The following is an 18101-nucleotide window of genomic DNA, read 5'->3' on the forward strand; positions in this document are numbered from 1 at the left end:
ATTGCTATCCCGTACGCCCGGACCTGATCCGCGCGCACCGTCGCTCAGCCTAGCGGCGAGGAATCACGCCGCTACCGGGGGTCCACGCAACGGCGGTCGCAGCGCATGGCGATACGGCAGCACGACCCGACGCTCCGCCACCCGGCCGAGCGCAAGGATGAACAGCACGGCAATCGCGAGCAATGCGGGGTCGGCACCGGCGATGAAGGGTGCCGTCAGACCCGCGAAACTGCACGGGCTGTCGGCCTTGTCGCCCTTCTGGTCGTGATGGTCGCCCGCCATGCCCGGCATTGCCATCGCCATCGGCGCTTGCGTGCGTTCCATGCCGGAGCACAGTTCGAGCACGAGGCCATCGCTGGTGACCACGGGCATGAAGCCGCCGGGAATGATGATCTTGGCCAATAGCGCGAGCGCCAGCAGCAGGCCGGCCAGCCGCCGATGCGCTCGGAACAGGATGCGAAGGGCGGCCATCGCCCGCGGACCTAGGAGCGTTTCGCGGTCCTGTCATCCCCGTTTGGCCGCATGGACCGAGCGGCCGGCGCGAGCGGCGTTCAGGGGCCCTTGCACGCGAAGGCCGTTTTCAGCGCGGTGCGGATCACGAAGATCGGCGCGCTGCTCCAGCCCTTCTTGTGGCTGCGAAGATATTTGCGCGCGACGCTCACCACCTTGATCGTCGACGCATTGGCCGCCGAGGGGCAGATCTGGTGCGACAACGACAAGGCGTCGAATGCCCCGAGGATATAGCCCGTACAGAAACTCGCGGTCGTGTCGGCATCCTTGCCGCTGCACGCCTCGGCGAGTTGCGAAGTCTGGAGCGGGCTCACCACCACCGGCGGTGCTTCGGGTGCGGCGATCGCGAGGGCAAGCAAGATCATGGCACTTCCTTTGATCCGGGCACGCGGCTGCCGGGAGAGCCAACAGCCCCTAGCCCGAGACCTGCTCGGCCGGTGCGAGATACGGCAACAAGCGTACCCGCGGGAAGACGGTATCGAGCGGCTTGGTATCGGGGAGGATATAGACCACCCCGCCCGTCTTGAGGAACAATGGCCGGATCTGCTTGGTGTAGAAGCTCGTCCCGACATTGATGCAGCCGAAGCTGATGCGATTGTCGTCGGGCGTCGGCGACAGCAGGCGCGCGACGCGCTGTTCCTTCTTGTGCGTCGTGATCACCGCATGAAGCGCGACCGAATTGGCGTAATCGACCCACAGCACGCGCTGGCGCCCGAATGCGCGGCCGAACTTGGCGACGAACCGCCCGGCTGGCGTCGTGCGTTCGGCCGGCCCGATCTCGGACAGGTCTTTCGCGCCCACCCCGGGAGTGGAATCGTCGCCGATGCCGATGCCGAGCAGCACCGGGGTCTCGCCAAGGAAGGTGCCCTTCGCATCGAACAGCGAAAGCGAGGCCGCCTGCTTGTCGATGACGATATAGGGCAGCGCACCATTGTCGTGCGCCGATCCGACCCAGGCGATCACACGGCTCGCCGCCTCGGACCGCACCGGTTCGGGCAGCGGCGGCGTGTCGGTGGCCTTGGCCTTGGCCGCCGCGCGTCGCGCAGCGGCGGTTTTGGCCCCACCCTTAGATCGGGATTTGGCCGGGGCGTTACCCCTAGCCTTTACGGGCTTGCGACTGGGCGTCGTCACCGAAGGCGACGCCGCCTTGTCGGACAGCGGGGCACGGCCGAGCGCTGCCGTGGGTCCGATCGCGCCTGCGATCAGACCCAGCAGTGCTGCGGCCATGCCCACACCATGACGCAGAGAGAACGGCCTGTTTGGCATCTCGACTTGGTTCAGCAATGCGTCCGGTCACAATAAGAGGAATGCGGGAGTGCGATCAGCCGCGCGGGCGGCGCTGTGCGCGCTGTGCCTGCTGCTGGACCTGCTGGTCGAGCCCATCGACGCGGCCGCTGATCTGGTCGATCCGCTGTGCGTTCTGCTGTGCCTGGCCGGCAGCAGCCTGTGCCTGGGTGAGCGCCTGGCCCGATACGCCTTCGACGGTGCGGACACGGCCATCGATGCCGTCGATGCGCGTGTTCACGGTGGCGATCTGGCGGTTGACATAACCCTTGGTCGCGCAGCCGCTGACGCCAATCGATCCGGCGAGGATCATGGCTACCGTTGCGGACTTCACAATATTCGAACGCATATACTTACCCTTTTGAAATGGCGTGGTGCGGTTCACAAGCGCAGCCGTGCCCGGATTGGCAACCGCTATCCGGCAGGACGTGCGGCTTCCACGGCAGGGAGAAACCACGCTATTCCGCGGAAAACCGCCAAATCGGCAATTCTGAACGCTTGCTGAAAGGCAGCAGGAAACACGACAGGCAGCGTTTGTCGCGCTGGCGCGTTGGGCTCGCGTGTTCCTTAAGATGCAGCCCCCCAAGTAAAGGCGTCTCTATGCTACAGTCCCCGATCCGCTACCGTCCCGACGTCGAGCAACCCCAGCCCGATGAGCAAACAACCGTTACAGATCTCAATGAAACGTTCGACATAATCCTCGAACGGACGGCCGAGGACTATGGTCATGCCGTGCGATCGGTACACGCCAAGTCGCACGGGCTGCTCGAAGGCGAACTGACGATCGATTCGGACTTGCCGGCCGAGCTCGCGCAGGGCCTGTTCGCGCAGGGCGGACGCCACAAGGTGCTGATCCGGCTGTCGACCAATGCCGGCGATATCCTGCCCGATGCGATCGGCCTGCCGCGCGGCCTCGCCATGAAGGTGTTCGATGTCGCTGGAGACCGTTTGCCAGGCTCCGAGGGCACCGCGCAGGACTTCGTGATGGTCAACGGCCCGGTGTTCCAGGCGAAGACCGCCGAGAAGTTCCTCGGCAACCTCAAGCTGCTGGCCAAGACCACCGATCGGCTCGAGGGCACCAAGAAGGTCGTCTCGGCCGCCTTGCGCGGCGTACGGCATGCCTTCGAAGCGGTCGGGGCCGAGGCTCCGGCGGCGATCAACTCGCTTGGCGGCGCACCCAATGTCGAGCCGCTCGGCGAGACCTATTACAGCGCGACCGCCTTCCGCTTCGGCGACTATATCGCCAAGTTCAGCATCGCACCCGTGGCGCCGGCAATGACCGCGCTCAGCGGCAAGGAAATCGCGATCGAGGGTCGTCAGGACGCGATCCGCGAAGACGTCCGCACCGAAATGCGCACGCTCGACGCAGAATGGGAATTCCGCGTCCAACTGTGCCGCGATCTCGAAGCGCAACCGGTCGAGGATGCGACTGTGCTGTGGACCAGCCCGTTCGTGCGCGTCGGCACGATTCGCGCCGCGGCGCAGGACAGCTGGAGCGACGCCCACGTCCAGCAGATCAACGAGGAAACGCGCTTCAGCGTGTGGACCGGGATCGCCGCGCACCAACCGCTCGGCAATATCAACCGCGCCCGGCGCGATACCTATCGTCACTCGGCGGACTTCCGCGCGCGGGTGAATGGCTGCCCGTATCACGAGCCGTCGAACTGATCATACGATGTTGGGAGAGGGTCGCTCGCGGCCCTCTCCCACCCTATCCGGCCTTGCCAGCAACCCGCGGCACGGCTACCCGACGGCCTCGATGCAACCCTCCGATCACCGCCCCGCCTCGCTCATCCCGGGCCGCGCCGTGTTTCCGCACCGGCACCTCACCGGCATCGAGGGATTGCAGCCCCACGAAATCGTCTTCCTGCTCGACGAAGCCGATGGCTGGGTCGCCGCCAACCGCACACGCGCGATCAGTGACAAGCGGCTGGGCGGGCTCACGCTGATCAACGCCTTCTTCGAGAATTCGACGCGCACGCTGCTGTCGTTCGAGATCGCGGGCAAGCGGCTCGGCGCCGATGTCGTCAACATGCACGCGGCGCAAAGCTCGGTGAAGAAGGGCGAAACGCTGATCGACACCGCGATGACGCTCAACGCAATGCGCGCGGACGTCATCGTCATCCGCCACATGAGCTCGGGCGCGGTCCGGCTGATCGCGGGCAAGGTCGATTGCCCGGTGCTCAACGCCGGCGACGGGCAGCACGAGCATCCGACGCAAGCTTTGCTCGACGCGCTGACGATCCGTCGCCGCCGCGGCACGATCGCCGGGCAGCGCGTCGTGATTTGCGGCGACATCCTCCACAGCCGCGTCGCCCGTTCGAATATTCTCGCGCTGACCGCGCTCGCCGCCGAGGTCCGCGTCTGCGCACCGGCGACGCTCATGCCCGAGGGAATCGAGCGGATGGGCGTCACCCCCTTCACCGATTTCGACACCGCGCTCGAGGGCGCCGACGTCGTGATGATGCTCCGCGTTCAGAACGAGCGAATGGCGGGCGGCTTCATCCCGTCGAACCGCGAGTTCCATTTGCGCTATGGGCTGACGCTCAAGCGACTCGAACGCGCCGCGCCCGATGCGCTGGTGATGCACCCGGGGCCGATGAACCGCGGCGTCGAGATCGACTCGGCCGTCGCCGACCATGCGCGATCGGCGATCACCGAACAGGTCGAAATGGGAGTCGCCGTCCGCATGGCGTGCCTCGATGTGCTGACGCGGCGCTCGCGCGGCGTGGCGGGCTGGGCATGAGCCGGATGCTCGCCTTGCTGAACGCGACCTTGGTCTGCCCGCTCGGCGGCGTGTCGCAGGGCGGTGTGCTCGTCGAGAACGACCGGATCGTCGCGACGGGGTTGATCGACGTACCGGCAGGGGCCGAGACAATCGATTGCGGCGGCGCGACGCTTGCGCCCGCGATCGTCGATCTCGGCGTGTTCGCGATCGACCTGCCCGCCTTCCATGCCGGCGGCATCGTTCGCGTCGGGCTGATGCCCGATCAGTCGCCGGTGCTCGATGATCCCGGCATCGTCCAGCGCGCAGCGCTGATCGGCCGCCCTGGCCTCTGGATCCATCCGATCGCCGCGGCGACGCGTGGCCTCGCCGGCACCGATCTCGCCGAAATGGCGATCAACCGCGATGCCGGTGCGCGCGCGGTCGGGACCGGCGCTCGCTGGATCGCCGATTCGGGGGTGATGCGCAAAGTCCTCGCTTATGCCGGCGATCTGGGTCTGAGCGTCATCACCCATGCCGAAGACGGCGGCGTCACTGCAGGCGCCGTCGCCACCGCAGGCGAGACCGCGACGCGGATGGGGCTCCCTTCCGCCCCGTCGATCGCCGAGGCACTCGCGATTGCGCGCGACCTGATGCTCACCGAGGAAACCGGCGCGACGCTCCACATCCGCCAAGTCACGACCGCCGCCGGATTCGAGCTGGTGCGTGCGGCCAAGCGGCGCGGTGTCCGCGTGACGTGCGGGATTACCCCCGCGCATCTGCTGCTGTCGGACATCGCGATGACCGATTTCCGCACTTTCGCACACCTCTCGCCGCCGCTGCGCAGCGAGAGCGACCGTCAGGCGGCCGTTGCCGCAATCGCTGACGGGACGATCGACGTGTTGTGCTCGGGCCATGATCCACGTGGGCCCGAGGAAAAGCGCCTGCCCTTCGCCGACTCGGCATCGGGAATGGCGGGCGCCGAAACGCTGCTCGCGCTTGGCCTTGGTCTGGTGCGCGACGAGACGATCTCGCTCCAGCGCCTGTTCGCGCTGCTCGCGGCCAATCCGGCGAAGGTGCTCGGCGTGGAAGCGGGGTCGCTTGGCGTCGGCGCGCCCGCGGATCTGTTGCTGCTGGCGCCCGAAGCACCGTGGCAGATTGCGGGCGACCGGCTTCACGCCAAGGCCGGCAATACGCCGTTCGACGGGCTGCCGGTACAGGGCAAGGTGCTGCGGCTGTTCAAGGGCGGTACAGCCCTTCCCGTCCCCGCCTGACGCCGCCTCAGCGCGACGCCAGTTCGCGCCCCTTGGCCCACATCGCGACCTGATCGCCCGCGCCGGCGCGGACGAAGCACGCGCCGCCACGGCTGCGATACTGCTGGCACATCGACACCGCATCGGCGCGCGCGAAGCCGCCGACCGACAAGCGGTAGAATTGCTTGCCGCCGCGCGACACAGTCATGCCTTGCGGCGTGTGGCTCGCGAAACCGGCGTACCGGCGCGTCACACGCGTCCACGCATCGTGCGCGACGCCTGCGGTATCATAGGCGCCCAGCTGAACGACGAAGCCGCCGCGCATCGGCGCACGCGGTTCGGGGAATGCCGACGCAGCGCGTGGCGCAGCGCCGCTGCTCGCGACCGCGATGCGTTCTGCCACACTGCCGCGCTTGGTCGGGGCCTTGGCATAGGCGACCGGCAACGCCTGGACGACTTCCTTGCGTTCGGCGAACACCACGCCGGCAATCGTCGGACCGACCGCGGCGACCTGCTGCGTCGGCGCCGCGGCGACTTCGGCCACTGCGACGGGGGCCGATGGGGCTGCAGGCTCGGCCCCGACCTGGCCGGGCATATAGCTGTCGATCGGCTGTTCGGCCTTCGCCAGCGCGGTCGTGCCGCCGCGCGCCGCGCCGTTGAGTGCAAGCGCGACCGGCAGGCCGGGATCGACCGCTGGCGTCACGCCGAGCAAGGTCGCGACCTGATCCGACGCCGAGCTGGGCCGCGAGAAGGTCGACCAATCGAGGATGCGCCGCGAGACATCGGCCGGGGCGACATCCATTGCCACCACCGCCTGCGCCTCGCGCCAGCGTCCGGCAAGCGCCAGGCTCAGCGCGTAATTCTGGCGGACCTTGGCGTCGGCCTCGGGGCCGCGCGCCGCAGCGCCGAGCATTTCGACCGCGGTTGCGGGGTCACCCGCCAGTGCGATCGCAAGGCCGCGGTCGCTGACCGGGATCGTCGCCGCGTTGGCGTCGAGCGTCGTGCGTGCACCGGCCCAGTCGCCCGTCGCGATCTGCGCGAGCGCGAGGTTCAATGCCGCCTTGCCGTTGCCCTGGGCAAGCGTCAGCGTGTCAGCAAAGGCATCGCGCGCCGAAGCGAAGCGCCCGGCCTTGAGATAGCTCTGGCCGAGGATCATGCGATATTCGGCTGCGTCGGGCTGGTCGCCGACCGCGCGCTCGGCATGGCCGATCGCCTCGGCGAAACGGCCTGCGCGCAACGCCTGCTGCGCCGCGGCGGCCTCGGTGCGCGCTTCCTTCTCGGCGCGCGATTGCGCGCGGGCGCTGGCAGCGGCGATCGTCGACACTGCGGTGGCCGCGACCGTGCCCCCGAGCATGAGGAGCGAAAGCCCCACGGTAAGCGGGCCGAAAGTGATGGCGGACCGGGTCTTCATCGTAACGCCCTCCTCGGGGTTTAGCGCTGCGCCCGTGTCGGCAACTGGCGCACCAGATTTTCGACTTCGGGCAAGGTTTGCAGGAATTGATCGAGCGCCTCGGTGACCAGCGACTGGGCCGAGGCATTGTGCAGCGCGCTGGCCAGACGCAGGCGGAGATGCCGGTCCTCGTCGAGCCGCAGCGTGAACGCCGACTTGGGGCGCTTCTTGTTGTGCTTCTTGCTCGTCTCGCGGCCGATCCGCGTCGCGGTTGCGACCGAAACGGGCTTCGACACGAGGCGCGCAGGCTCGGGCTCCAACGCTGCAGCCGGCTCGGGCTCGGCAGCGACCGGAATGGGTTCAGGCATCACGACCGGCTCGGGCGCCGCGACGGGTTGCGCGAATTCCTCACGCAGCACTTCGCGCTGGACGAGCACCGGCGGAACCGGCGGCGTGTCGCCCATGTCGTTCCAGCCAAGATCGTCGTGCGCGCCCGGCATCGCGCCGAACCCGCCAAAGCCCTGCGGCCGCATCGCGGGCTTCGCCATGCCCTTGCGCGCGAGCAGCGTCGAGGACAGCGACGCCGTCGCCTTGGGGGCGGTCGGCTTGGGGTTTCCGAACATGCTCATCTCAGCTCACCACGCGGCGGCCGAAACCACCTCCCGCGGCGGGACGCGGCGCGCCAAAGCCGTTGATCGAGGTCGGCGTCGCGAACACCGTGCGGCGGAAATTCTTCTCGAGCCGGTCGGAGATATAGGTCCACAGGTCGCGCACTTCCTGCGCCGAGCGGCCCTTCGCGTCGACTTCCATCACCGTCCGCCCGTCGATCATCGACGCTGCGAAATCGGTGCGGTGGTGGATCGTGATCGGGGCGACCGTGCCATGCTGCGACAGCGCGACCGCGGCTTCGGAGGTGATCCGCGCCTTGGGCGTGGCGCCGTTGACGACGAACAGCAGCGGCTTGCCCGCGCGCTCGCACAGATCGACCGTCGCGCCGACGGCGCGCAGATCGTGCGGGCTCGGCCGCGTCGGGATGACGATCAGTTCGGCCACCGCGATCACGCTCTGGATCGCCATGGTGATGGCGGGCGGGGTATCGATCATCGCCAGCTTGAAGCCCTGCTGGCGCAGCACTTCGAGATCGGCGGCGAGCCGCGCGACGGTGGTCTGCGCAAAAGCGGGAAACTCGCTCTGCCGCTCGTTCCACCAATCCGACAAGGACCCCTGCGGATCGATGTCGATCAGCACGACCGGCCCCGCCCCTGCGAGCTGCGCCTGTACTGCCAGGTGGCCGGACAAGGTAGTCTTGCCCGATCCGCCCTTTTGAGATGCCATCGCAAGAACGCGCATGAGCCCCTTTCGCCCCTTTAATCGAGGCCACCGAATGCCATAGGATCGGTCAAGGAAGGGTTAACGCCCTCGGTGCTGCCGGCGCGCGGCGCAAAACGGCTAACGAAATCTTTGCCAAGCCCGCGCTAGTCGGCATGGTCAGGTGGTACAGACGCACGGGACAGGACGACGATCATGCGCAAACGAGTATGGATGGCGCTGGCGGGAACGCTGCTTTCGGCGAGCCCCACGCTGGCGGATGTGCGCGAGGGCGTCGAGGCGTGGGGCCGCGCCGACTATAAGAAAGCTATTGCCGAATGGCGCCCGGCGGCGAACGCCGGCGATGCCGATGCGCAGTTCAACCTCGCGCAGGCCTATACGCTCGGGCGCGGCGTACCCACCGATATTCCCGTCGCCGAAAGCTGGTTCCGCAAGGCGGCGCTCCAGGGCCATGTCGCCGCCCAGGCGAAATACGGGCTGATCCTGTTCGATCAGCACAAGCCGAACGACGCCGCGCCGTGGCTCGAGAAAGCAGCGCTGCGCGGTGAGCCGCGCGCGCAGCTGGTCTATGGCACGATGTTGTTCAACGGCGATGGTGGCGCGAAGGACTGGCCGCGCGCCTATGCATGGATCGTCCGCGCGGCTGCCGCCAACACGCCGAAGGCGTCCGAAGTCCAAGCGCAGATGGACAAGGCGATCCCGACCGACCAGCGCCAGCAAGGCCTCGAGCTCGCGCGACGCTACGAGGCCGAGGCGCAACGCCCCGAACTGCCGCCTGCACTCGCCAGCAAGCCGGGCGGCGCTGGCGTGCGTAGCACCGACTTGCCGCCGTCCGCGTACGACCCCAACGTCCCGCGCAAACCCGAGGTGCTGGCTCTAGCGCCCGAGCGGCAGCCGAAGCGTCCTCAGCCGCAACGGCCACGCCCGCCCGCGCCGAGCCCCACCCCCGAACCGGCACGCGGGCCAGCGCCGACCGCGGTTGCGACCAGCCGCGGCGGCTGGAAGGTGCAGCTCGGCTCGTTCGGTGACCCCGCCAATGCGCGCAAGCTGTGGAGCCAGGTCGGTCGGCGGTTCGGCGGTGCAGACGTATCCTATGTAAAGAGCGGCGCGATGACGCGCGTGCTCGTCGGGCCCTTCGCGTCGAAAGGCGCCGCGCAATCGGCGTGCGGATCGATCAAGCCGTGCGTGCCCGTCGCGCCATAAGTGCGGCGGACGCCACGCGTCAGGCGGTCACCCAATCGTCACGCGCGATGCCCTGGGCGTAGAGCAGCGCCGACAGATCGCCATGATCGATCCGTGCCGCCGCTGCCGCCGCGACGATCGGCTTGGCGTGATAGGCGACGCCTAACCCCGCTTCCTGGACCATCGCCAGATCATTCGCGCCGTCGCCCACCGCAAGCGTCTGTTCGGGCAGCAAGCCGAGCTCGGCCCGCGCCGCAAGCAACGTCTGCAATTTCGTGTCGGAGCCAACGACGGGTTTCGCGACCGTGCCCGTCAGCACGCCGTCGCCGAGCTCGAGCCGATTGGCGATCGCGCGGTGGAAGCCGATCCGCTCGGCGACCGGCTCGGCAAAGCGCGTGAAGCCGCCCGACACCAGGATCGCGGTCGCGCCACGCGCCCGCATCGTCCGCACCAGCGCCACGGCGCCCGGCATGATCGTCACGCGCTCGGCGAGACAGCGCTCGATCACCGCCTCGTCGAGCCCCTTGAGCAATGCGACCCGCGCGTCGAGCGCGCCCTCGAAATCGAGCTCGCCGCGCATCGCCGCTTCGGTGATCGCCGCGATCTGCGGCTTGATGCCGGCATAATCGGCGAGCTCGTCGATGCATTCGACGGTAATCATTGTCGAATCCATGTCGGCGACGAGCAGCTTCTTCTCGCGCCCTTCGACCGATTGCACGACGACATCGACGCCTTCGAACACACCCTCGAGTGCTTTCCGCGCAGCGTCGGGCGAAACACCGAACAGGATATCGACCGCCTTCTCGGGCTCGATCCACGCCGAGGTCGCCGGTGCGCACCCCACAGCCGCAATCCGGTCGATCGCTGCAGAAAGATCGCCTGCGCTGAGCGTTTCCGATGCTATCAAGGTGGCAATGAACACAGTGAATCTCCCGCAGGTCGCGCTCATCGCAGGGCCGACCGCGAGCGGCAAGTCCGCACTCGGCATCGCGGTCGCCGAACGTCACGACGGAATCGTCATCAATGCCGATTCCGCGCAAGTCTATCGCGACCTGCGCGTCCTGACCGCGCGCCCGACCGAGGCGGACGAAGCGCGCGTGCCGCACCGGCTGTTCGGCCAGGTCGATGGCGCCGAAAGCTATTCCGCCGCGCGCTGGGCCGACGAGGCGCGCGCCGAGATCGACCGTGCGCACGCGCTCGGCAAGCTGCCCGTGCTGGTCGGCGGTACCGGCCTGTACCTGCGTACGCTGCTCGACGGAATCGCGCCGGTGCCTGAGATCGACCCGGCCATCCGCGCGGAGGTCCGCGCGCTGCCGGTTGCGCAGGCGCATGCGGCACTCGCCGCGCTCGATCCCCCCGCCGCCGCGCGGCTCGCCCCCGCCGATACGACGCGCGTGGCGCGCGCGCTCGAAGTGGTGCGCTCGACCGGGCGGACGCTGACACGCTGGCAAGAAGAGCGAAGCGGTGGGATCGGTGAGCGGATCGCGCTCGCCGCGATCGTCCTGCTGCCCGACCGCGACTGGCTGTGGGCACGCTGCGATAGCCGCGCGGCGACGATGCTCGCGGGCGGTGCGCGCGCGGAAGTGAGCGCGCTGCTCGCGCGCAGCGAAATCGCCCCCGAAGCCCCGATCCGGCGCGCCATTGGCGTCAGGGAGGTTGCTTCTACGTTGTCGGGAGAAATATCGCAAAAACAAGCGGTTGATGCGGTCGCACTCGCAACGCGGCAATATGCAAAACGCCAATATACCTGGTTCCGCAATCAGCCTCCGGCGAGCTGGCATCGGACTGCCGCGTTAGAAAGCGACGAAAGAAGCGGTAGTTTCGACATATTATTACGCATATAGCCGTTGACACGCACATTTCGTTTCTCTAGCAGCACCGCTCGAACGCTGCTAATCGTTGGCGGCGCGACGGGAGACGAGACGTGACCGAGAAAAGCGGAGCAGACATCCTGATCGAGGCGCTGTGCGATCTCGGCGTGGAGGTCGTCTTCGGCTATCCGGGCGGTGCCGTCCTGCCGATCTACGACGCGCTGTTCCGCTCTGGGCGGATCAAGCACATCCTGGTGCGCCACGAGCAAGCCGCGACGCATGCCGCCGAAGGCTATGCCCGCTCGACCGGCAAGCCCGGCGTGGTGCTCGTCACCTCGGGCCCCGGCGCGACCAATGCCGTCACCGGGATCACCGACGCGCTGATGGATTCGATCCCGATGGTGGTGATCACCGGCCAGGTGCCGACCGCGCTGATCGGTACCGACGCGTTCCAGGAAGCCGACACGGTGGGCATCACGCGCCACTGTTCGAAGCACAATTATCTGGTGAAGGATCCGGCCAAGCTCGGCGATACGATCCACGAGGCGTTCTACATCGCCACGTCGGGCCGCCCCGGTCCGGTGGTGATCGACATCCCCAAGGACGTCCAGGTCGCGACCGCGCGCTACACCAAGCCTGGCCCGATCCGCCACAAGACCTATCGCCCGCAGATCAAGGCCGACCAGACCTCGATCGAGCAAGCGGTCGACATGCTCGCGGCCGCGGAACGCCCGATCCTCTACACCGGCGGCGGCATCATCAATGCCGGCCCGGCGGCGAGCCAGTTGCTGCGCGAACTCGCGCGGATCAGCGGCGCGCCCGTCACCTCGACGCTGATGGGCCTCGGCGCCTATCCGGCGAGCGGCGAGCAGTGGCTCGGCATGCTCGGCATGCACGGCACCTACGAAGCCAATCTCGCGATGAACAAGGCCGACCTGATCGTCTGCCTCGGCGCGCGCTTCGATGACCGGGTGACTGGGCGGCTCGACGCGTTCAGCCCGTTCAGCCGCAAAATCCACGTCGATATCGATCGCTCGTCGATCAACAAGAACGTGCGCGTCGATCTCGCGATCGTGGCGGATGTCGGCCATGCGCTCGAGGACATGGTCCGCGTGTTCAAGGCGCGACGCCATCCCAAGCCCGATCTCGCGGCCTGGTGGCAGATGATCGGCGAGTGGCGCGCCAAGAAAAGCCTCGATTTTCCTGAGGTTGATAACGACATCATGCCACAGCGAGCGGTCCGCGCCTTGTGGGAGGCGACGCACAAACGTGCCCCGATCATCACCACCGAGGTCGGCCAGCACCAGATGTGGGCGGCGCAGCATTTCGGCTTCGACGCGCCGAACAAATGGCTTACCAGCGGCGGCCTCGGCACGATGGGCTACGGCCTGCCCGCCGCGATCGGTGCGCAGCTCGGCAATCCCAAGGCGCTGGTGATCGACATCGCCGGCGAAGCGTCGATCCAGATGAACATCCAGGAGCTGGCGACGGCGTCGCAATACCGGCTGCCGGTCAAGATCTTCATCCTCAACAACGAATATATGGGGATGGTCCGCCAGTGGCAGGAACTGACCTATTCGAGCCGGTATTCCGAGAGTTACAGCGATTCCCTGCCGGACTTCGTCAAGCTCGGCGAGGCCTATGGCTGGAAGGGCATCCGCATCGAAGGGCTCGGCCAGCTCGACGACGGGATCGCCGCGATGCTCGACCATGACGGTCCGGTGATCGTCGATTGCCGCGTCGCCAAGCTGGCAAACTGCTTCCCGATGATCCCGAGCGGAGCGGCGCATACCGAGATGCTGCTCCAGGCGAGCGAAGTGTCGGGCGAGATGGACGACGAAGCGAAGGCGCTGGTTTAATGCACATCACCAAGGAAAAAGCCTCGCGCCACACTCTGGCGGTGATGGTCGACAACGAGCCCGGCATTCTCGCGCGGATCGCCGGCCTGTTTACCGCGCGCGGCTACAATATCGAGAGCCTGACGGTGTCCGACGTCACCGCCGACAAGGCGGTCAGCCGGATCACGATCGTCACCTCGGCGAGCGATGCGACGATGGAGCAGATCCTCGCGCAGCTCGACCGGCTGATCCCGGTGCATTCGGTGACCGACCTCACCGCGCTCGGCCCGCATGTCGAGCGCGAGCTTGCCTTGCTCAAGGTGTCGGGCACGGGCGATCACCGGATCGAGGCGTTGCGCCTCGCCGATGTCTATCGTGCGCGCGTCGTCGATGCGACCACCACCAGCTTCGTGTTCGAAGTGACCGGCGGGCGCGAGAAGATCGACACGTTCATCACGCTGATGCGCGAAGTCGGGCTGTGCGAGGTCGCGCGCACCGGGATCGTCGCAATGGCCCGCGGGAACGCGTCGATCTAGATTTCTCGCGTCGCCCCGGCGGAGGCCGGGGCCGTCCGGTTTGTGCGGACAGCGCCAGCAACGAAGCGGCCCCGGCCTCCGCCGGGGCGACGACTGCCAAAAAGGGACTACCATGCGCGTTTATTATGATGCCGATGCCGACCTGAACCTGATCACGTCGAAGAAGATCGCGATCGTCGGCTATGGCAGCCAGGGCCATGCCCACGCCCAGAACCTGCGCGATTCGGGCGTCACCGACATCGCCGTCGCGCTGCGCGAAGGCTCGGCAACCGCGCAGAAGGCGTATGCCGCCGGCTTCAAGGTGATGACCAATGCCGAGGCAGCCGCCTGGGCCGACATCACGATGATCCTCGCCCCCGACGAGCATCAGGCGGCGATCTACGCCGACGATCTCCATGCGAACCTCAAGCAGGGCGCGACGATCGCCTTCGCCCACGGCCTCAACGTGCATTTCGGCCTGATCGAGCCACGCGCCGATCTCGACGTCATCATGATCGCGCCAAAGGGGCCGGGCCACACCGTGCGCAGCGAATATGTCCGCGGCGGCGGCGTCCCCTGCCTGATCGCGATCCACCAGGACAAGAGCGGCAACGCGCATGACATCGGCCTGGCCTATGCGTCGGGCGTCGGCGGTGGCCGCTCGGGCATCATCGAGACCAATTTCAAGGAAGAGTGCGAGACCGACCTGTTCGGCGAACAGGCCGTGCTGTGCGGCGGCATCACCCACCTCATCCAGGCCGGTTTCGAGACGCTGGTCGAGGCGGGCTATGCCCCCGAAATGGCGTATTTCGAGTGCCTGCACGAGACCAAGCTGATCGTCGATCTGCTCTATGAGGGCGGCATCGCCAATATGCGCTATTCGATCAGCAACACCGCCGAATATGGCGACATCACCACCGGTCCACGGATCATCACGCCCGAGACCAAGGCCGAGATGAAGCGCGTCCTCGCCGACATCCAGTCGGGCCGCTTCGTCAAGAACTTCGTGCTCGACAACCGCGCCGGCCAGCCCGAGCTCAAGGCCGCGCGCAAGCAGGCCGAGGCACATCCGATCGAGAAGGTTGGTAGCGAACTCCGCGCAATGATGCCGTGGATCGGCGCGAACAAGCTGGTCGATCAGAGCAAGAACTGACCGTGTCCAGCGCCCCTCCCCTTTTGGGGGAGGGGCTCACTCCAGCGAAACGCTTCGTTGCCGAAACGGGGTTTGACGCTGCGGCGCGGGCACCGCACTTGGGTATTTCTTAACAGGAGTATCTAATGCGCTTTAACCTGCTTCATGCCGCCACGACCGCCGCGCTGCTGATCGCCGCGCCCGCGCTCGCCCAGACCGCTTCGCCCGAGATGATGCGGGGGGCCGGCACCGTCGCCGACGTCAAGGCCGGCACCTACAAGATCGAGCCGAACCACACCCAGGTGACCTTCAGCGTCAGCCATTTCGGCATCTCGCCTTATGCCGGCACCTTCTCGAATGCCTCGGGCACGCTCACGCTCGATCCTGCCAAGCCCGCCGCGGCCAAGCTCGACGTGACGCTCCCGATCGCGAGCGTCCAGACGACGAGCGATGTGCTCACGGGTGAGCTCAAGAGCGCCGACTGGTTCGATGCCGCGAAGTTCCCGACTGCGACCTTCCGCTCGACCAAGGTCGCGCAGATCGCCCCCGACGCCGTGCAGGTCGATGGCACGCTCACGCTCCACGGCGTAACCAAGCCCGTCAGCTTCCGCGCGAAGCTGTTCGGCGCGGCGACCAACCCGATGAGCAAGAAGGCATCGATCGGCTTCCTCGGCCGGATGGTGATCCGTCGCTCGGACTTCGGCGTGACGAAGTATGTGCCCGTCGTTTCGGACGAGACTGTGCTTGTCATCAACGCCGCGTTCGAACTGCAATAAGCAATGCCTGGCCGCCAGTGTAGCCGTACCGGGCTCACTGGCGGCTTCGCCGGGTCTGGGGCTCAGGCGGGGACGAGTGCGCGGAAATACTCGGCGGTTTCGCGCGATACGCCCAGCAACAGCCCGTGGAGCCGACGATCGAAATCGTCGACGCTCTCGCGCCGCTCCCGGTGCACCATCATCCAGTCGCCAAACTCGCGATCCTCGGTCTCGCGATCGATCAGGATGCGCAGGTCGCGATGGCGCGGGTCGCTCGTGAGGCTCAGGAGGAGATCGGCGATGCTGTCGTTCGGCCCCTCGAGCGCCTGCAGGAACTCGGACCCTTGCGTGTAGAGCAAGCCGGTAATCCCATCGAGCCCGTTGCGCAGCGACGCCTGCCGCAGGATCGCCACGGACTCGTCCTCGGCCCGACCGCTGGGATTGGTCGTGACGCTGGTATAGATGATTTGACGCATGGCCGCTGGTTTACCCCAGCGCGTGCGTGCTGAAATTGATATCGCTCAACCCCATCTTGATGCTGGACACGGCCGATCGTCGAGCGCTATTCAACGCGCATGGATCTCGCCCTGGGCCTTACCTCGCTTCGACTTACGCGCCCTTAGGCGTGGACACTGCCGCGCGCCGATACCGGCCAGCGCGGCGCGCCTGAGGATCCCCCGCCCCTAGCGAACCGCGCCCCAAAACGGCGATTCCGAGCGAGACCGATCATGCTGCGTGACCCTTCGACCAAATACCGCCCCTTTCCGACGATCGACTTGCCCGATCGCCGCTGGCCGTCGCAAACGATCACCACCGCACCGCGCTGGCTGTCGACCGATCTGCGCGACGGGAACCAGGCGCTGATCGATCCGATGGACGCCGAGAAGAAAACCCGGATGTTCGACCTGATCGTCAAGGTCGGGATCAAGGAGATCGAAGTCGGCTTCCCCGCGGCGGGCGCGACCGAGTTCGATTTCATCTCGGGCCTCGTCAACAGCGGGCGCATCCCCGACGACACGATGATCCAGGTGCTGACGCAATCGCGCCGTGACCTGATCGAGAAGAGCTTCGCCTCGCTGCGTGGCGCGCCGCGCGCGATCGTTCATCTCTACAACGCCGTCAGCCCCGCCTGGCGCAAGATCGTGTTCGGCATGACCCGCGCCGAAGTGAAGCAGATCGCGATCGACGGCGCGATGATCCTGCGCGACCAGGCCGCAGCCCAGCCCGACACCGACTGGTTCTTCGAATACAGCCCCGAGACCTTCTCGACCGCCGAGCTCGATTTCAGCCTCGAGGTCTGCGAGGCGGTGATGGACGTGCTGCGCCCGACGCCCGACCACCAACTGATCCTCAACCTACCCGCGACGGTCGAGTGCGCGACGCCCAACGTCTATGCCGACCAGATCGAATGGTTCGGCCGCAACATCCGGAACCGCGACACCGTCGCGCTGAGCCTCCACCCGCACAACGACCGCGGCACCGGCGTCGCCGCCGCCGAGCTCGGGCTGATGGCGGGTGCCGACCGCGTCGAGGGCTGCCTGCTCGGCAATGGCGAGCGCACTGGCAATTGCGACTTGGTGACGGTCGCGCTCAACATGTACACGCAAGGCCTTGATCCGAAGCTCGATTTCTCGGACATCGATGCCGTCGTCAACACCGTGAACTATTGCACGCAGCTCCCCGTCCACCCGCGCACGCCCTATGCCGGCGAGCTGGTGTTCACCGCTTTCTCGGGCAGCCATCAGGATGCGATCAAGAAAGGCTTCGCCGCGCAGGAAGCCAAGAACGATACGCTGTGGGAAGTCCCCTATCTGCCGATCGACCCCGCCGATCTCGGGCGCAGCTACGAAGCGGTGATCCGCGTCAATTCGCAGAGCGGCAAGGGCGGCGTCGCCTGGGTGATCGAGCAGGACAAGGGCCTCAAGCTGCCCAAGCGGCTCCAGGCCGATTTCAGCCGTCACGTCCAGCGCCTCGCCGACGAGACGAGCCGCGAGATGAATGCGAGCGATATCTGGGGGCTGTTCGAGGCGACCTATCTCGCGCGTGACACGGATCGCTTCCGTTTGCTCGATTATAACGAGAGCGGGAGCGTCGGCGATCGCCTCTTCATCGGGCATGTCGCGGTCGATGGCGAGGAGCGCTCGATCTCCGGGCGTGGCAACGGCCTGATCTCGGGCGTGATCGCTGCACTTGGCGACACCACCGGGCCGCAGCTCGACGTTGTCGACTATAGCGAACATGCGATCGGCCACGGTGCCGATGCGCAGGCGGCGGCGTATGTCGAGTGCCGCACCGCTGGCGGGCAGACGGTATTCGGCGTCGGCATCGACGCCGACATCGCGACCGCGTCGGTCCGCGCCGTGCTCAGCGCCGCCAACCGCGCCTGATCCTCCCCGAC

Annotated in this window: 19 protein-coding genes; 10 read left to right on the top strand and 9 right to left on the bottom strand. The window is 67.0% G+C overall.

Annotated features, from left to right (window positions below):
- Positions 1-63: 63 nt before the first annotated feature.
- The 4 genes from E2E30_RS07665 to E2E30_RS07680 form a co-directional block, all read right to left on the bottom strand.
- Entirely contained in the window at positions 64-471 is a 408-nt protein-coding gene (locus tag E2E30_RS07665) for a DUF2946 family protein (RefSeq protein WP_133188738.1), read from the bottom strand.
- 80 nt (positions 472-551) lie between these two features.
- A complete protein-coding gene (locus E2E30_RS07670; protein WP_133188740.1) occupies positions 552-875 on the bottom strand; it encodes a Rap1a/Tai family immunity protein in 324 nt (107 codons plus the stop codon).
- A gap of 49 nt (positions 876-924) precedes the next feature.
- Entirely contained in the window at positions 925-1737 is an 813-nt protein-coding gene (locus E2E30_RS07675) for a hypothetical protein (RefSeq protein ID WP_133188742.1), read from the bottom strand.
- A 94-nt stretch (positions 1738-1831) separates the two neighbouring features.
- Complete coding sequence (locus E2E30_RS07680) at positions 1832-2143, bottom strand: hypothetical protein (RefSeq protein ID WP_229839185.1); 312 nt, start codon at positions 2141-2143, stop codon at positions 1832-1834.
- Positions 2144-2394: 251 nt separating this feature from the next.
- Between E2E30_RS07680 and E2E30_RS07685 the strand changes: the two genes are divergently transcribed.
- The 3 genes from E2E30_RS07685 (at position 2395) to E2E30_RS07695 (ending at position 5772) form a co-directional block, all read left to right on the top strand.
- Positions 2395-3462: a catalase family protein gene (locus E2E30_RS07685; protein ID WP_133188744.1), complete on the top strand. Its 1068-nt coding sequence runs from the start codon at positions 2395-2397 to the stop codon at positions 3460-3462.
- A 91-nt stretch (positions 3463-3553) separates the two neighbouring features.
- Entirely contained in the window at positions 3554-4540 is a 987-nt protein-coding gene (locus E2E30_RS07690) for an aspartate carbamoyltransferase catalytic subunit (RefSeq protein ID WP_133188746.1), read from the top strand.
- A complete protein-coding gene (locus E2E30_RS07695; RefSeq protein WP_133188748.1) occupies positions 4537-5772 on the top strand; it encodes a dihydroorotase in 1236 nt (411 codons plus the stop codon). The genes E2E30_RS07690 and E2E30_RS07695 overlap by 4 nt, the downstream gene beginning before the upstream one ends.
- A gap of 7 nt (positions 5773-5779) precedes the next feature.
- Here E2E30_RS07695 and E2E30_RS07700 read toward each other — a convergent pair whose 3' ends face one another.
- The 3 genes from E2E30_RS07700 to E2E30_RS07710 are packed head-to-tail and all read right to left on the bottom strand — an operon-like array spanning position 5780 to position 8491.
- Positions 5780-7162, bottom strand: a complete 1383-nt coding sequence (locus tag E2E30_RS07700) for an SPOR domain-containing protein (protein WP_133188750.1) — start codon at positions 7160-7162, stop codon at positions 5780-5782.
- 20 nt (positions 7163-7182) lie between these two features.
- The gene (locus E2E30_RS07705) at positions 7183-7770 is read right to left on the bottom strand and encodes a hypothetical protein (RefSeq protein WP_133188752.1); all 588 of its coding nucleotides are present in this window, start codon (positions 7768-7770) and stop codon (positions 7183-7185) included.
- A gap of 1 nt (position 7771) precedes the next feature.
- Complete coding sequence (locus E2E30_RS07710; RefSeq protein ID WP_133188754.1) at positions 7772-8491, bottom strand: ParA family protein; 720 nt, start codon at positions 8489-8491, stop codon at positions 7772-7774.
- A gap of 174 nt (positions 8492-8665) precedes the next feature.
- Between E2E30_RS07710 and E2E30_RS07715 the strand changes: the two genes are divergently transcribed.
- On the top strand, positions 8666-9673 hold the full coding sequence (locus E2E30_RS07715; protein WP_240699069.1) for an SPOR domain-containing protein: 1008 nt from the start codon (positions 8666-8668) through the stop codon (positions 9671-9673).
- Positions 9674-9692: 19 nt separating this feature from the next.
- Here the strand turns inward: E2E30_RS07715 and serB are convergent, their stop codons facing one another.
- On the bottom strand, positions 9693-10574 hold the full coding sequence (gene serB, locus E2E30_RS07720; protein WP_133188756.1) for a phosphoserine phosphatase SerB: 882 nt from the start codon (positions 10572-10574) through the stop codon (positions 9693-9695).
- Between serB and miaA the strand changes: the two genes are divergently transcribed.
- The 5 genes from miaA (at position 10567) to E2E30_RS07750 (ending at position 15724) form a co-directional block, all read left to right on the top strand.
- Positions 10567-11496 (top strand): tRNA (adenosine(37)-N6)-dimethylallyltransferase MiaA, encoded by a 930-nt coding sequence (miaA, locus tag E2E30_RS07725; RefSeq protein ID WP_133188758.1) that lies wholly within the window; start codon positions 10567-10569, stop codon positions 11494-11496. The two genes, serB and miaA, sit on opposite strands and share 8 nt — an antisense overlap.
- 80 nt (positions 11497-11576) lie before the next feature.
- Positions 11577-13322, top strand: a complete 1746-nt coding sequence (locus tag E2E30_RS07730) for an acetolactate synthase 3 large subunit (protein WP_133188760.1) — start codon at positions 11577-11579, stop codon at positions 13320-13322.
- A complete protein-coding gene (ilvN, locus tag E2E30_RS07735) occupies positions 13322-13837 on the top strand; it encodes an acetolactate synthase small subunit (protein ID WP_133188762.1) in 516 nt (171 codons plus the stop codon). Before E2E30_RS07730 ends, ilvN begins: the two co-directional genes overlap by 1 nt.
- A 112-nt stretch (positions 13838-13949) precedes the next feature.
- Positions 13950-14969, top strand: coding sequence for a ketol-acid reductoisomerase (gene ilvC / locus E2E30_RS07745; protein ID WP_133188766.1), 1020 nt, complete (start codon positions 13950-13952; stop codon positions 14967-14969).
- Between the two features lie 125 nt (positions 14970-15094).
- Positions 15095-15724, top strand: a complete 630-nt coding sequence (locus tag E2E30_RS07750) for a YceI family protein (protein WP_133188768.1) — start codon at positions 15095-15097, stop codon at positions 15722-15724.
- 62 nt (positions 15725-15786) lie between these two features.
- On the opposite strand, the gene E2E30_RS07755 is transcribed toward E2E30_RS07750, so the two are convergent.
- Positions 15787-16179: a BLUF domain-containing protein gene (locus E2E30_RS07755; RefSeq protein ID WP_133188770.1), complete on the bottom strand. Its 393-nt coding sequence runs from the start codon at positions 16177-16179 to the stop codon at positions 15787-15789.
- A gap of 252 nt (positions 16180-16431) precedes the next feature.
- Here E2E30_RS07755 and leuA point away from each other — a divergent pair, with 252 nt between their 5' ends.
- Positions 16432-18090, top strand: a complete 1659-nt coding sequence (gene leuA / locus E2E30_RS07760; RefSeq protein WP_133188771.1) for a 2-isopropylmalate synthase — start codon at positions 16432-16434, stop codon at positions 18088-18090.
- Positions 18091-18101 lie beyond the last annotated feature (11 nt).

The sequence above is a fragment of the Sphingomonas sp. AAP5 genome (assembly GCF_004354345.1).
GTDB classification, from domain to species: domain Bacteria; phylum Pseudomonadota; class Alphaproteobacteria; order Sphingomonadales; family Sphingomonadaceae; genus Sphingomonas; species Sphingomonas glacialis.